This is a genomic window from Hyphomonas sp. GM-8P (assembly GCF_003263315.1).
Taxonomy (GTDB): domain Bacteria; phylum Pseudomonadota; class Alphaproteobacteria; order Caulobacterales; family Hyphomonadaceae; genus Hyphomonas.
On sequence record NZ_AWFE01000013.1, the window covers coordinates 83,303 to 96,318 of the forward strand.

A 13,016-nucleotide genomic window follows, 5' to 3' on the forward strand; every position below is an offset into this window, starting at 1 on the left:
TCACTTCGACAAATTTAACACCTGAACGGTGAACGGGTCCGCTGTGGCGCCCAGATTCGATGTCACAAGGACCTGCCCAGAGCCATCGTCGGAGTGGAATATCCGGGCAGCGAGGACGGGGTAGAGCACACCCTCGATGGGCACGTCACGCACGTCGGCGACAGACTTCCGCGCAAAGGTCTGATCGTCATAGAAGGCGATCTTTCCATTCATGCTCGGCACGCCGGTCGAGTTCCCGATGATCACGGCCCACTCCCGTGTTTCACTTGAGTGATCTGCCCAGGCGGCGAATATGCCGTCCGGTATCGTGTAATCGAGCAACATGTCCGCGGAGTAATTACCAGAGATCGTGAACAATCGGCCGGTTCCTGAGAGCATCCTGTCGCCGTCTTCGCTGATCCAGATATTTCCCCCCAACTCTTCCTGGGCTACGCCGATCTCTTCAATCCTGAGCGATTGGACAGGCAAAGTCGTCGTATCCCATTTGCGGAGAACCGCTGGGGTCTGTCTTGTCGTAACACCATAAATCCAGTTTTCGGTCGGATGCATGCGAAGCGCCGTGCCAAGATCAAGGCTGTACTTCATGCTGACCTCGTCTGCACCGAAATCGACGGACACTAAGGGGCCGACACTTCCCTTTTCCGTATTGAAATGGGCACGCCCGTTTCCGTCGAGGACGATATCTCCCCAGTCCCAGGATACCAGCGCACTATCAATAACCTTTGCCGATGTCAGATCGATCAAATAAACTTTGCCGGACAGAGACACAGCGGCCTGCCGGCCGTCCGGACTGAGCCCGATACTGTACGCCTGACGCTCAAGCGGAACTTGCCTTTCCTTAAAATTCAGAAGATCGACCAGGCGCACCGAAGACTCGCCTTCCACGACATAGGCAAGCACGGAAAGTGATTTGGAATAATCCGCATCGAGAATTTTTCCAGGCAATCTGTAGAAGGCAGCGCTATGATCCGGCGCAACTGACACGGTCACTTGCCGGACCACCTGGTGAACGCCATCGCTCACAATGAGCTGGACAACATATTCCCCTTCCAAAGACGGAACCATATTCACATTTGGCCCAATTCCGCCGGTCAGGATCGCTGCGCCAGGATTCGGCTCACTCAGAACCTGCCAATCATACGTCAACGGCAGCCCTTCAGGGTCAATGCTGTCGTTGGTATCGAGACTCACCTGCTCGCCCACATACCCGGCCGAATATTTCTGCAATGTCACTTCGGGAGGCAGGTTCACTCCGGCAGGGTAATCCAAAGCCGTCACCAGCATGTAGTGATCCACATCCGCTGTCGGGTGATCCGTTGCGAGAATGCGGAGCGAAAGATCCGTCTGGCTGGCAGTGACGAATCGCGCGACCAGCTGATTGCCGCTTGTCCCATGCTCCAATGGCAGCTCGATCGTGTGGATCAATTCATAAGTCCGGGAGTCATACACCAGTATCTTGCTCTGGAACTCTTCATTCGGAAGCCCCAGAACATACCAGTATTTCGTAATCGGGCTGTATGTCGCGCTTTGGACGCCACCAAGATTATAGATCCACCCGATCGGCGTCATATCCGTCGCCGGATCATCAGAAAACTGCATAATCCGGCCGCAATAGGCCATGAGCGCGCTTCCATCTCCCTTCATCCAGCCCGCCCCACACAGGCCATTCGCGGTGGTCGACTCACGATAGTCTGAAAACGCCCCACCCGAGATCGTGTACCGGCCAAGGACATTCGGAGAGATGCCTGACATAACATACAATTTGTCGCCGGAGGGATGCAGGTAACCTCTAAGGTCCGGATACCGTCCCGCGGTCGTTTTGACTTGTCCGGTTGTCATGTTGACAGACACAAGATCGGTACTGCCGCCAGACAAACCTGTTATGTAGGCAATGCCCTCATCGGACACCACAAAATGTCTGGGAGAAACGTCCAGAGGCCATGTAGCGATGATCTCGGCTTTGTCGAGATCGACAAAGCTCATGGCATCATCGCCTTCTACCGCAGCAATACTTCCGTCCGGTGACACAGCCACACCGACCACATCGTGCGGAGCGGGTATAAGTTTCGGCTCAATCACCCCCTCATCGAAAACGCCGATCTGGTCATGAAGATCCACAACCAGCCGGCCGCCGCCTGGCTGCAGCCCCCGGGCGCTGAACGTTCTTGGCAGCTTACGGATTGAAAATTTACTTGCGAAGATTGCTGGAAGGTCGACCACCACCGAGTCATACCCATCCGATACAGTCAGAGAAAAGCCGTACGCCCCTTCCGTATCGAAAGAGAGCGTCTGCGTCACGCCGTCATATGTCGTGCCCGCCGCCACACCCGCCGGTGCCGTCTCTAATGTCCACGTATATGTCAGCGGCTGGCCATTGGGATCAGACGTCTCAACTGCGGTCAGCCCGATGTTCTCTCCGATCGCAGGCATGAAAAGGGATACATCCGCCACCGGCACGGGCGCATCGTTCTCAAGCGTCACGGACACTCTGTCATAACCTGTCGCGCCGGCGGGATCCGAAACGGCGAGTTCAAGCTCATAAGTCCCGGGTACCAGGGTCAGCAGTTTTGGTTGCTGCGCGGTTTCATCATCCAGTTCTGCATCGGCCCCCTCTGGTTGGGAGATAATGGTCCAAAGATAGGTGAGCGTATCGCCGTCCGGATCACCGCTTAGATCGCTGCCGACCTGAACACCGTCCGCTTCGATTGGGCCGGCAATATCCTGTCCGGCATTGGCGGAAGGTGCCTGGTTGGATGCTGGGGGTGCAGGAGGTGGGCTGGATGTGCCGCCCCCTCCGCCGCCTCCGCAAGCTGCTAGCCAGACAACCGATGCCAGCGCCGCCGCGAACGCGCGTATTCCCATTTTCTACCCTCCCAATGGAGAGTTCAACTTTCCGGATCAACGCATAACACGCAACCCCAAATTGCCAGCCATGAGACAGAAAAGTGCTCAAGATACATCCTGTTAGGCGAACTCCTCCGGACGCAGAAAATAGTGTATCTCACATGAGAAATTAAATCCCTGCGAGAACTGCAAATTCAGTCCCGATAAATGGACGCGAAGTGATCCCACAAAGCCTGGCGGGTTGAGTTGAAGGATTCGATCACCAGGGCGTCGTTTGCCGCTACGGCGTCGGGTGCGGCTTCCTCGATGAAGATGTGGGAGGTCGGCACGGCCCAGGACGGGTCGTCCAGCGTGCCGGCGCAGAGAATGACAAGGTCCGGCGCCGCCTCCGGCAGGTGCCACATGCGGGTGCCACACTCTGTACACCGCTCAATCGGGATCGTGTGGCCGCTGCCGCCGGTGCGCCTGAATGTGTCGAATGTGCCGGCAGCGACATCCAGCGAAGCTTTCGGCACATGCAGGTAGAGGCCGAAGGTCGCTCCGGACAGCCGCTTGCAGTCATCGCAATGACAGGCGTTCACCGCTTTCGGCCGGGCCGTGATTTCATAGCGCACGGCCCCACAATGGCAGCCGCCATGGATGGGCGTTTTCGGGAGTGGCGGGCGGGAAACATCGGCGCGTAGCATGCGGGTGATCCTACCCGGCAATTCTACCGGAACAACTAATCTGTCTCTTCATATTCGCTTGCCTCCGGGCCCCTTCCCCGCCCACACTCAGGCCATGCTGAAACGCCTGATCCCCGCCCTTGCCCTGATCGCCGCCTGCCAGAGCGCCCCGGCAGAAACTGCGCCTGAGGCGGTACCGGAAGAGTATTCCTGGCGCCCGGTCGATCCGGAGAACCTCCTCCTGTTCGATCTTGGCCAGAACGGTATCATCTTTATCGAATTGCTGCCCGAGGCGGCCCCGGTGAATACCGCCGCCCTGCGCGAAGCGGTGCGGACCGGCTATTTCGACGGCGAATATTTCTACCGCGTGGTCGAAACCCATGTGGCCCAGGCCGGCCGGGAGTTCGACGAACACCTCAAAGATGTACCGCGCCTGCCGCTGGAAGCTGAACGCGAAGCCAGCACTATCGGCTTCGACCCGCTCGGCGGCGAAGATCTCTACGCAGCGCAAGTCGGTCACCGGAAGGGCTTTCCGGTGGCAAACCAGCGGGGCGGCGAATGGTTGCTGAACTGCCCCGGAGCCGTCGGCATGGCCCGCGACGAAGGGCCGGACACGGCGGTCACCGAAATCTACATCCCGCTCCTGCCGCGCCGCTACCTCGACCGGAATTACACCATCGTCGGCCGCGTGATTTCCGGCATGGACACGGTGAATCGCCTCGCCCGCGTGGAACCTTCGACCGAGGCGGAAACGGACATCCTGTTCGGCGATGATCCGGTGGCCGCCGACGAAGCCGCAGAGGCGCGCACCGGCAAGCTCGCCCCGAACAGGATCATCGCGGCCCATGTCGCCGCCGATATGCCGGCAGACGGCCGCCCTGCCTTCGAAGTCATGAAGACCCCGAGCCCCGAATGGACTGCCCTGAAAGAGAGCAAGATCGACTACTCTTCGGTCACCGCCTTTCCTCAAACCCCGCCAAAAGTGCTCGATATTTGCACATTACCGGTCCCTGCCCGCCCAATTATTGAGCATAATTGATCCAGTTCGCGATTGGTTAATCCAATTTGCTTGGCGGTCCGGTGCACTCGGCGCCTGTTTTTCCCAAACCAGTAGACGCGAGTGGAGGGCAAGTTCACGCGCGTGAACTAAGTGAGGGAGCTGACATTGGTGTACAATTCGACTGCGGCACGCTTCGGCGTGCTTTCGCTGCTGTGCGCGGCATTTTCCGCGCCGGCCTTTGCGGACATGGGATCCAGCGCAGGTGACACGGCCTGGATTCTCACCGCCACTGCGCTGGTCCTGTTCATGACCCTGCCCGGCCTCGCCCTGTTCTATGGCGGCCTTGTCCAGGCGAAGAATCTGCTCTCGGTATTGATGCAGTGCATGGCGATCGCCGCGCTGATGAGCATCGTCTGGCTGGTCTGCGGATATTCCCTCGCCTTCGGGCCGGGCGATGGCGGCATCATCGGCGGCTTTGCGAAATCCTTCGCCGCAGGCGTCACCGCAGCCCCGCTGGACGGCCAGTCCATTCCCGAGCCGCTCTTCATGATGTTCCAGATGACCTTCGCGATCATCACCCCGGCGCTGATTGTCGGTGCCTTTGTGGAGCGGGTGAATTTCGGCGCGATGCTGGCCTTCTGCGCGCTCTGGCTGCTGCTGTGTTATGCGCCCGCCGCCCACTGGGTCTGGGGCGGCGGCTGGCTCGCCGGCATGGGCGTGATCGACTTTGCAGGCGGCATCGTCGTGCACACGACGGCAGGCGTGTCCGCGCTCGTCTTTGCGCTGATCATCGGCAAGCGGGCCCACTTCCCGCGTGACATGCACCCGCCGCACAGCCCCGGCTTCGTGATGCTGGGCGCAGCGATGCTGTGGGTCGGCTGGTTCGGCTTCAATGCCGGTTCCGCCCTCGGCGCGAACGGGGATGCCGCCCGGGCCATGCTGGTCACGCACACCTCCGCCGCTACCGCATCGCTTGTCTGGATGGCGATTGAATGGATCAGCTTCCGCAAGCCGACACTGGTCGGCATCGCAACCGGCATGGTGGCAGGTCTCGCCACGATCACCCCGGCGGCCGGATCGGTCGGTCCGGCAGGTGCGCTGGTCATCGGCGCGGCCAGCGCGATCATCTGTTACGGCGCGGTCGTGCTGATCCGGCAGAAGCTGCAGATCGACGACAGCCTCGACGTGTTCGCCGTGCACGGCGTCGGCGGCATTCTCGGCAGCCTCGCCCTGCCCTTCCTGGCCGCCTTCGGCCCGCTGGCGCCCGGCCTGTCGAAGCCGGTCTTCGTCCAGTTCGGGGTCCAGCTGCTGGGCGTCGCGGTCGTGGCGCTTCTGTCAGCCGCCGTGACGGCAGGCCTGCTCTACGCCATCCGCACCGTCATCCCGCTGCGGGTTTCGCCGGAGGATGAAGAGGCCGGGCTCGATTCCGCCACCCATGGCGAGAGCGCCTATCACCAATAGGGATTGCGGATCGGCAACTTGACATTGCCCCCGCGTCACATCACGCCTTGGACGGATGACCGGCACAGCCCAGCCCCCCTTCGAAACGGCCCCCGGCCTCGCCGGACTGAAGGGCGTCCGTCATGGCTTTTTCGGACGCAAAGGCGGCGTTTCCACCGGTCTCTATGCCAGCCTCAATGCCGGGCCGGGCTCAAACGATGATCCGGCTGCCGTGGCGCAAAACCGGGAAATCATCCGAAAGGCCATGGGCGCGGATGCCCTGCTCTCCTGCCACCAGGTCCATTCGGCTGACGTCGTCCACGTCACCGAAGCCTGGGACACAGACCGCCCGCAGGCAGACGCCATGGTCACGACCCTGCCGGGCTTCAGCCTCTGCATCCTGACGGCGGACTGCACGCCGGTCCTGTTTGCGGATGCCGAAGCCGGCGTGATCGGCGCGGCCCATGCCGGCTGGAAAGGCGCGCTCGGCGGCGTGCTGGAGGCCACCGTCGCCTCGATGACAGAGCTCGGCGCCCGGCCAGGCCGCATCCATGCGGCGATCGGGCCGACGATTGGCCAGACGAGCTACGAGGTCGGCCCGGAATTCCGCGACACCTTCCTGGAAGTCTCCCCCGCCAGCGAACACCTTTTCGTCTCCGGCAAGGGAGACCGCTATCATTTCGATCTGCCCGGCTATTGCAGCGCCAGCCTCGCCGCGATGGACATCGGCCATATCGCCAATCTCGGCCTCGACACCTGCGCGCTGGAAGACAGCTATTTTTCCAATCGACGCCGGAATCATCGCGGTGAACCGGACTATGGCCGAAATGCCTCAGTCATTGTGCTCCAACCGTAAAAATTTGCGCTCAGCGGCAGAGTCCGGTTGCGACTCGCGGCTCCCTGTTACAAAAGCGTCGCCATCCGGGGCAGCTACAGGGTCAAAGCCGACATGAAACTTCTCGCCTGCAACGCTAACCGTCCGCTGGCCGAAGCCATTGCCGACTATCTCGACATGAGACTGACCCGTTCGGAGGTGAAATCCTTCGCAGACGAGGAAATCTTCGTCCGGATCGATGAGAATGTCCGGGGCGAGGATGTCTTCGTGATCCAATCGACCTCTCACCCCGCCAACGACAATCTGATGCAGCTGCTGATCATGATGGACGCGCTGAAGCGCGCCTCGGCCCGGCGCATCACGGCGGTGATCCCCTATTTCGGCTATGCCCGCCAGGACCGGAAGACTGACGGCCGCACGCCGATCTCGGCAAAACTGGTCGCCAACCTCATCTCCACGGCCGGCGCCGACCGCGTGCTGACCGTCGACCTGCACGCCGGCCAGATCCAGGGTTTCTTCGACATCCCGACCGACAACCTCTTCGGCAGCCCGGTGATGATCGACGACATCAAGGAGCGCTACGGGAAGGACAAGATCGTGGTTGTTTCGCCGGACGTCGGCGGCGTGGTGCGGGCGCGCTCCCTGGCCAAGCGGCTCGACGATGCGGACCTCGCCATTGTCGACAAGCGCCGCCCGGAAGCCGGGAAATCCGAAGTGATGAACATCATCGGCGATGTCAGCGGCAAGCGCTGCATCATGCTGGACGATATGTGCGACTCGGGCGGCACGCTGGCGAACGCTGCTGCAGCCCTCAAGGAAGCCGGTGCCAAATCGGTCGCCGCCTATGTCAGCCACGGTGTCCTCTCAGGCAAGGCCGTGGAGCGGATCGAAAAATCGGTGCTCGACGAACTGGTCATGACCGACACGATCGCCCCGTCCGACGAAGCGAAGAAATCAAAATCCATCCGTATCCTGCCGATCGCACCGCTGCTGGGCGAAGCCATACGCCGCATTGCGAACGAGGAAAGCGTGTCGAAACTCTTCGACCGCTAAGCCAGGACTACAAGACAGAAAAAAGCCCGCAGCCTGCTGCGGGCTTTTTGTTTGAGGGGATGCCCGAGGTCAGGCTTCGATGCAGTATTGCAGCGGGTAAGTCACGCCCTTCACCTCGACCGGCTTGCCGTCGACGCCAATGGCAGGTTCGAACCGGGCGCCTTTGAGTTCAGCGGCAGAAGCTGCGAACACAGGATCAGAACATTCAGCGAGCATATTCTTCGGCAGACCGTCCGTTCCGAGGTCAAACATGACTTTGCAGACACCGCTCCGGGATGCCGCAGCGGCCTCTGCCGGATAGGCCGGGCGCGGATAGGCCAGAACGTCTGGCGCCCAGTCCGTCGCGAGGGTGAGGCCGGTCTGCCAGTTTGCCTTACGAGACGCCTCCTTGCGGGTCGTCCATGCCGCAGGCATAGGCATCGCCTCAAACGCTTCTGCGGCATCCTTACACGCGTTCAGATCTGCGCTTGTTTTTTCGATGAATGCCCCCAGCGCGGCGGGTGGCGCAGGCGCTTTGGGGGCATCCGCCGACGGTGCTGGCGGCACCGGAGGCTCCGGCGGCTTTGGCGCCGCTGCACCGGAAGAGGACGTGATGAACAGGCTGTCTGCCAGGACGAGTCCTTCCTCTGTCTGCGGATCGACGGCCACGCCGCTGCGCCAAACTTCGAAGTGCAGGTGCGGGCCGGTGGCCTGGCCTGACTGGCCGAGCGTGCCGATCACATCACCCGGCTTCACCGCATCGCCTGCGCTGACCGTCATGGATTCCAGCTGGGCAAAGCGCAGCACGGTCTGGCCGCCGGCCTGCATTTCCACGAGATTGCCATAGGCACCTTTCTCTGCGGCCGATGTGATCACGCCTGCGGAGGGCGCATGGACCGGGACGCCTTCAGCTGCGGCAAGATCGACTCCATTATGGGTTTTCTTTTCGCCCGTGATCGGATGTTTGCGCAGGCCGAACGCGCTGGTCAGGCGGGCCTTGTCCAGCACGGCGTGGCTGTAGCTGATATCCGCACCCGGCGCGGCGGCAGCGCCCTTGATCAGCATGCCCTGGGCGATGGCAAGCGGGGCGGCACAGACAAGCGCCGCGGCCAGGACAAGGCCAAGCCGGCGCGGGCGGGTTTTCTCGGTCAGCAATTCGTTGAGACGCATCTTCAGGGTTCCTTTCTTCCGGAGGATGAATGCCGCCACAGGCAGCACCGCCTCATCGCGCGACACGCGCGCAGCAGAAGTAAGGGTCCGGGCATAGGCGATCCGGTCGCCGGTCAGCTCAACTGTTTCGTCATCGACCACGGCCTCCCGCCAGAAATCGAGCTGGCCGCGGATCCACCAGGCAAATGGCGAGAACCAGAATATATCCGCAATCACGCGCTCGAGCGGCCGTGTGGCAAGATCGCCCCGTTTCAGGTGGACGAGTTCGTGCACGATCACCTGGCTCGCCCCTGCCCCATTGATCAGGGCCGCCGGGACGTAGACGGAGCGTTTCAGAATGCCCGCAAGGAACGGCGCCCCGCGCGGGATGACATGAACCAGCGGCGTGCGGGAGAGGCCGACCGCCTCCGCCCAGTGACCGATAGGACGGTTCGTCCGCATGGCGCGCGCCTTAAGCCGCTGCAAGCGGACCTGGCTGATACTCCAGAGCAGGAAGCGCACGGCCCAGCCAGCTGCGATCACGCCAAGGATCAGCGTGCCGGTGTCCGGCAATTGAAAGGCCTGCGACGGGGCGGCGGCCGCTGCCCCGTCCATGGGTGCCACGGCCAACGGCTCCATCAGCGGCAGCTCGGCCAGCTGTGCCTCGACCCGGACAGTCAGGCCCGGCAGCACGAGCGAAGCGGCAAAGGGCGCGATCATGACCAGCGCGGCGCCGCGCCAGATGGCCTGCGCCAGTTTCGGTGCAGGCTTCATGCGGCAGATCAGGCTCGCGCCGGCCCAGACGGCGGCGCTCCAGCCAAGGGCGATCAGGACGAGGCCGAGCGGGCTCATGACTTGCGCCCTTTCTTCTCGTCCTCCGCCGCATTGATGATGGCGTCCAGTTCGTCCAGTTCGGCATCGGAAAGGTGCGGGCTCTCGGCAAACAGGGCCGCCGGGATCGGCCCGTCCATATCCAGCACCTGGCGCGCGAGATGGCGGACAAGCCCGCCCAGCGTCGCGGTCCGGTCCAGCGCGGCGGAGAAGACAGCCATGCCGTGCACGTCGGCGCGGGTGACCCAGCCCTTCTCTTCCATGCGCGCGATGACAGTACGCGTGGTGGAGGGTTTCCAGCCCTGCCCCGGGCCGATGGCGTCATGCACTTCACGCGCACTCTGCGGTCCGGCGGACCAGAGGTGCTTCAGCACCGCGAGCTCGGAAGAATTGGGTTGGGACATGGCGCCTCACTATGTTTGACGCCGACTCACTACACTTGTAGCGCAATTGCGTCAAGAGACACGCGCGCGCAAGCAAACGGCCCGTCTGAAACGGGCCGTATTCATGGTGTATACATGGTCTTTAGACGGTGTTGTTCATGGTCCGGAAGCGGACTTATTCCACCGTCCAGCCGCGCGGCGTGCGCCGGGCTTCCAGCGTCAGCGTTTCCTCGCCGGTGTCTTCCGTCCGGCGGCGCGTGCGGCGGCTGCCGGCGAATCGCATGACCAGAGCGGTCGTGCCCAGAAGCACGCCCGCGATCGCGGTCATCACGGCCACGATCCCGGCGGTCAGCACCAGCATCATCCCGATCATCACCTGAAGAAACAGGGCAAGGCCTGCCCGCAACGTGGCGGCAAAATCGAATCCGGCGGGATGGGGCGCTGTCTGAGTCATGGCAAAATCCTTTTGCCTTCTCAACATGGCGGCATCATGGCCGCCCGTCAACGAAAGCCGCGCGGCGCTTCACAGAAACGTGTGTTACCGCTCAGGAATCGTGCCGGATCAGCAGGCCGCGCTCGGTGCGGATCTGCGCATAGGCGGCTGTAATGGCGGCGGCCTTGGCGTGGGCGGCATCCTCGAACTCGCGCGGTGCGCCCATCTGGATCACCCGGTCCGGGTGGTGATCTGCCATCAGACGGCGATAGGCTGCGCGGATAACATCGAATTCCGCATCATGCGCCACGCCCAGCACGTGATACGGGTCGTTCCGGTCCGGCCCCATATGCGCGGCCTTGATCCGGCGGAACGTCGCCTCGCTGAAGCCGAATGCCTCTGACACATTCTGCAGGTAGGTCAGCTCGTCCTGTGTAATGACGCCATCAGCGCCCGCAATCTGGAACAGGCCGTCCATCACCCCTTCCAGCAGGCAGGGCCGGTCGTGGTAGCGCCGCCCGATGCGGCGGGCATAGCCTTCATAGCCACGCACCGTCTGGCGGGCGAGATTGAACACACGGCGCACATTGTCAGCCTCTTCTGGCGGCGCACGGAAGACGCGAGAGAAGACCATGATCTCCTTGTCGGACACGGTGCCGTCCGCCTTGGCGAGCTTTGCGCCCAGGCCCACAACCGCGGCGGTAAAGCCCACATCATTCGGGTCCGGCGCGCACGGAACCTCTCCCGGCTCCCGGGATTCGTCCTCATGCGTGATGTCGGGGTCAAAAAGGCGTCTGCCGCCTTCAAGAAGTCGCGTCCACAGGCTCATTGTTGACGCTTTATAGCAGGATTTTGTGATCTTGGGAGGCCGCGTTGCTGACAGTTACGTGAAGCAGGCTTAATGCATTTTTACTCCCGCGGGCCGGGCTGCGCCGCGACGGCGGCCTTCAGGTCCGCCACTTCCTGCTGCAACTGCTTCAGGACAGCCAGGATTTCATGGCGCGCATCGTCAGCCTCTTCCCGCTCCTCCTCGAACTCCTCCTCCAGCTCCTCAAGCCCTTCTTCCAGAAGGGTTTTCTGCTCCGCCGCCAGCGAATCCACGACCAGGGCGATGAACAGGTTGAGAATGGCAAAGCTCGCCACGAAGATGAAAATCAGGAAGAACACCCACGCCATCGGGTGGCCGTCATCGATCACCTTCTGCATCACTTCGAACCGCCAGCCATCCATGGTCATCACCTGGAATAACGACAAGGCGGAGCTCGGCAGGTCGCCGAACAGCTGGCGCACTTCCTCGGTTTCGGTATTGCCGAACATGTTGGTGGCCATCACCGCGGCGACGTAAGTCACCAGCGCCAGCACAGCAACGATGGCGCCCATGCCCGGCAGGGCCTTCAGTAACGCCTCGGTGATCCGGCGCATCACCGGCACGACGTGCAGCAGGCGCAACACCCGCAGCACCCGCAATGCACGCAACACGCTGAACGCGCCGCCACCCGGAATCAGCGAAATACCCACAACGATGAAGTCGAACCAGTTCCAGCCAACCCGGAAAAACTGGAAGCGGTAGACCACCAGTTTCAGCAGGATCTCCACCGCGAAAATGTAGGTGATCCCGTGGTCCATGATCTCGAGCGCCAGAACCAGATCCCGGGGCAGCGAATGCCGATAGGTCAGGACACCCAGGATCGCTGCATTGAATATGATGAGGCCGGTGATGAAGCTGCGGAACCAGGGCCGCTCGATCGAGCGCTCCAGGGCAAAGTTCGATGTGTCCTGATCGAGTGTCGCTCGCTTCATGCTGGTCCCCTGATCCTGCGGCCGCGCGGGGCCGACTGCCCGCTTTGTGCCGCCAAAGCGCAGGCCTGCCAAGCCGTCAGCCTGGGGTCATTTCATGGCAGGCCGGTGGCCTCACTCAGCCGACGTGGTCGTGTCCGAAACGATCTTCCATTCACTGCCCATCTTGCGCAGGACCAGCGTGTAGAGCCCCCACGGCGTGCCTTCGCGGCCTTCCAGCTTCCAGCGGCCATGGGCGACAGCCGCGTCCGCGCCCAACAGCACGATTTCATAATCATCGGTCAGCAGCGTGCCCATCGTCGCCGGGCCGCCATAAGTGTTGTGATAGCGGGCATTGGTCTCGTCCCAGCCGCGCGTGACATTGCCGCCAGAGGCAAAGCGCAGATCGGGCGATTTCCAGTAGCCTTCCATGAACCCGTCAATGTCGCCCCGGTTCCAGGCGGCATCCTGAGCTTCGAGCATGGCGGTAATGGCGGCAATTTCCGTCTCGACCTGGGAGGCTCCGGCGGCAATCGGCGCACCAGCCTGCGTCGTGCACGCGGCCAGAGGCAAGACGGCAACCGCGGCGGCAGCGAACAGAATTTTCATGAGACGGCTCCGGCTTTTG

The 13,016-nt window shown here is 62.2% G+C and carries 12 protein-coding genes; 4 read left to right on the plus strand and 8 right to left on the minus strand.

All coding sequences use genetic code 11. From position 1 onward, the window contains the following. The gene (locus HY26_RS02050) at positions 1-2,862 is read right to left on the minus strand and encodes a YncE family protein (protein ID WP_065383029.1); all 2,862 of its coding nucleotides are present in this window, start codon (positions 2,860-2,862) and stop codon (positions 1-3) included. A gap of 176 nt (positions 2,863-3,038) precedes the next feature. Further along, positions 3,039-3,530, minus strand: coding sequence for a GFA family protein (locus HY26_RS02055; RefSeq protein ID WP_065383028.1), 492 nt, complete (start codon positions 3,528-3,530; stop codon positions 3,039-3,041). A gap of 94 nt (positions 3,531-3,624) precedes the next feature. On the opposite strand from HY26_RS02055, the gene HY26_RS02060 reads away from it, so the two are divergent. The 4 genes from HY26_RS02060 (at position 3,625) to HY26_RS02075 (ending at position 7,837) form a co-directional block, all read left to right on the plus strand. Continuing rightward, positions 3,625-4,548: a peptidylprolyl isomerase gene (locus HY26_RS02060; protein WP_051600333.1), complete on the plus strand. Its 924-nt coding sequence runs from the start codon at positions 3,625-3,627 to the stop codon at positions 4,546-4,548. 207 nt (positions 4,549-4,755) lie between these two features. Next, a complete protein-coding gene (locus HY26_RS02065) occupies positions 4,756-5,970 on the plus strand; it encodes an ammonium transporter (RefSeq protein WP_051600342.1) in 1,215 nt (404 codons plus the stop codon). 55 nt (positions 5,971-6,025) lie between these two features. Then, entirely contained in the window at positions 6,026-6,805 is a 780-nt protein-coding gene (gene pgeF / locus HY26_RS02070; RefSeq protein ID WP_034769664.1) for a peptidoglycan editing factor PgeF, read from the plus strand. Positions 6,806-6,898: 93 nt separating this feature from the next. After that, on the plus strand, positions 6,899-7,837 hold the full coding sequence (locus HY26_RS02075; protein WP_112072821.1) for a ribose-phosphate pyrophosphokinase: 939 nt from the start codon (positions 6,899-6,901) through the stop codon (positions 7,835-7,837). Positions 7,838-7,906: 69 nt separating this feature from the next. Here HY26_RS02075 and HY26_RS02080 read toward each other — a convergent pair whose 3' ends face one another. The 6 genes from HY26_RS02080 to HY26_RS02105 form a co-directional block, all read right to left on the minus strand. Further along, complete coding sequence (locus HY26_RS02080) at positions 7,907-9,817, minus strand: M23/M56 family metallopeptidase (RefSeq protein ID WP_065383109.1); 1,911 nt, start codon at positions 9,815-9,817, stop codon at positions 7,907-7,909. Beyond that, entirely contained in the window at positions 9,814-10,200 is a 387-nt protein-coding gene (locus HY26_RS02085) for a BlaI/MecI/CopY family transcriptional regulator (protein ID WP_065383110.1), read from the minus strand. Before HY26_RS02085 ends, HY26_RS02080 begins: the two co-directional genes overlap by 4 nt. Before the next feature lie 154 nt (positions 10,201-10,354). Continuing rightward, the gene (locus HY26_RS02090) at positions 10,355-10,633 is read right to left on the minus strand and encodes a hypothetical protein (RefSeq protein ID WP_034762162.1); all 279 of its coding nucleotides are present in this window, start codon (positions 10,631-10,633) and stop codon (positions 10,355-10,357) included. 91 nt (positions 10,634-10,724) lie between these two features. Further along, positions 10,725-11,441, minus strand: a complete 717-nt coding sequence (locus tag HY26_RS02095; RefSeq protein WP_034762159.1) for a molecular chaperone DjiA — start codon at positions 11,439-11,441, stop codon at positions 10,725-10,727. A gap of 80 nt (positions 11,442-11,521) precedes the next feature. Further along, on the minus strand, positions 11,522-12,412 hold the full coding sequence (locus tag HY26_RS02100) for an ion transporter (RefSeq protein ID WP_051599622.1): 891 nt from the start codon (positions 12,410-12,412) through the stop codon (positions 11,522-11,524). A gap of 111 nt (positions 12,413-12,523) precedes the next feature. Next, positions 12,524-12,997, minus strand: a complete 474-nt coding sequence (locus HY26_RS02105) for a DUF4440 domain-containing protein (RefSeq protein ID WP_034762157.1) — start codon at positions 12,995-12,997, stop codon at positions 12,524-12,526. Positions 12,998-13,016 lie beyond the last annotated feature (19 nt).

What these genes read in the sequence shown, in the direction of transcription:
- HY26_RS02075 (WP_112072821.1), top strand. Translation starts at nt 6,899, where the DNA reads ATGAAACTTCTCGCCTGCAACGCTAACCGTCCGCTGGCCGAAGCCATT.
- HY26_RS02080 (WP_065383109.1), bottom strand. Translation starts at nt 9,817, where the DNA reads ATGAGCCCGCTCGGCCTCGTCCTGATCGCCCTTGGCTGGAGCGCCGCC.
- HY26_RS02055 (WP_065383028.1), bottom strand. Translation starts at nt 3,530, where the DNA reads ATGCTACGCGCCGATGTTTCCCGCCCGCCACTCCCGAAAACGCCCATC.
- HY26_RS02050 (WP_065383029.1), bottom strand. Translation starts at nt 2,862, where the DNA reads ATGGGAATACGCGCGTTCGCGGCGGCGCTGGCATCGGTTGTCTGGCTA.
- HY26_RS02090 (WP_034762162.1), bottom strand. Translation starts at nt 10,633, where the DNA reads ATGACTCAGACAGCGCCCCATCCCGCCGGATTCGATTTTGCCGCCACG.
- HY26_RS02065 (WP_051600342.1), top strand. Translation starts at nt 4,756, where the DNA reads ATGGGATCCAGCGCAGGTGACACGGCCTGGATTCTCACCGCCACTGCG.
- HY26_RS02085 (WP_065383110.1), bottom strand. Translation starts at nt 10,200, where the DNA reads ATGTCCCAACCCAATTCTTCCGAGCTCGCGGTGCTGAAGCACCTCTGG.
- HY26_RS02105 (WP_034762157.1), bottom strand. Translation starts at nt 12,997, where the DNA reads ATGAAAATTCTGTTCGCTGCCGCCGCGGTTGCCGTCTTGCCTCTGGCC.
- HY26_RS02095 (WP_034762159.1), bottom strand. Translation starts at nt 11,441, where the DNA reads ATGAGCCTGTGGACGCGACTTCTTGAAGGCGGCAGACGCCTTTTTGAC.
- HY26_RS02060 (WP_051600333.1), top strand. Translation starts at nt 3,625, where the DNA reads ATGCTGAAACGCCTGATCCCCGCCCTTGCCCTGATCGCCGCCTGCCAG.
- HY26_RS02100 (WP_051599622.1), bottom strand. Translation starts at nt 12,412, where the DNA reads ATGAAGCGAGCGACACTCGATCAGGACACATCGAACTTTGCCCTGGAG.
- pgeF (WP_034769664.1), top strand. Translation starts at nt 6,026, where the DNA reads ATGACCGGCACAGCCCAGCCCCCCTTCGAAACGGCCCCCGGCCTCGCC.